This is a genomic window from Pseudoalteromonas sp. S558 (assembly GCF_005886635.1).
Lineage (GTDB): Bacteria > Pseudomonadota > Gammaproteobacteria > Enterobacterales > Alteromonadaceae > Pseudoalteromonas > Pseudoalteromonas aliena.
Window position 1 is genome coordinate 1 of sequence record NZ_PNDU01000669.1, and the last position, 373, is coordinate 373.

The 373-nt window shown below is 57.1% G+C and carries 1 protein-coding gene; it reads left to right on the plus strand.

What is annotated here, in order from left to right; genetic code table 11:
* The coding region (locus tag CWB66_RS22395) for a hypothetical protein (RefSeq protein ID WP_171037572.1) at nucleotides 1-373 on the plus strand (373 nt) is incomplete at both ends.

Below are 373 nucleotides of genomic sequence, written 5' to 3' on the forward strand. Positions count from 1 at the left end.
TAATGCCAACGATAACACGAATGCGATCAAAGCCGCGCGCGCTGCCATGAGCGTCCATAACCCCGGCTACGCCGCGTACCTTAACGTTCGGCGCGGTGTTCGCTTTTCTTCAAACGCGATCAATTGGAACGCCAATACCAGTCAGTCATTTGAGTATATCCGATATGGTGCCGGCAGCGAGCTGACCGTTGGCGTGCCTACGGGAGGGCAAGGCGCGTCCGAGTCGCATGTGCTAAGCGTAAATTCCGGCTTCCCTAACTACCCCGGCAGCGGGCTGGTGGGCGAATGGTCCTTCGATAGCCCACTCAATCCGGCCTTGGTGGTAAATACTGCCAAGAACGTGAATGCATCCATCGAACCTCACATCGGCCCC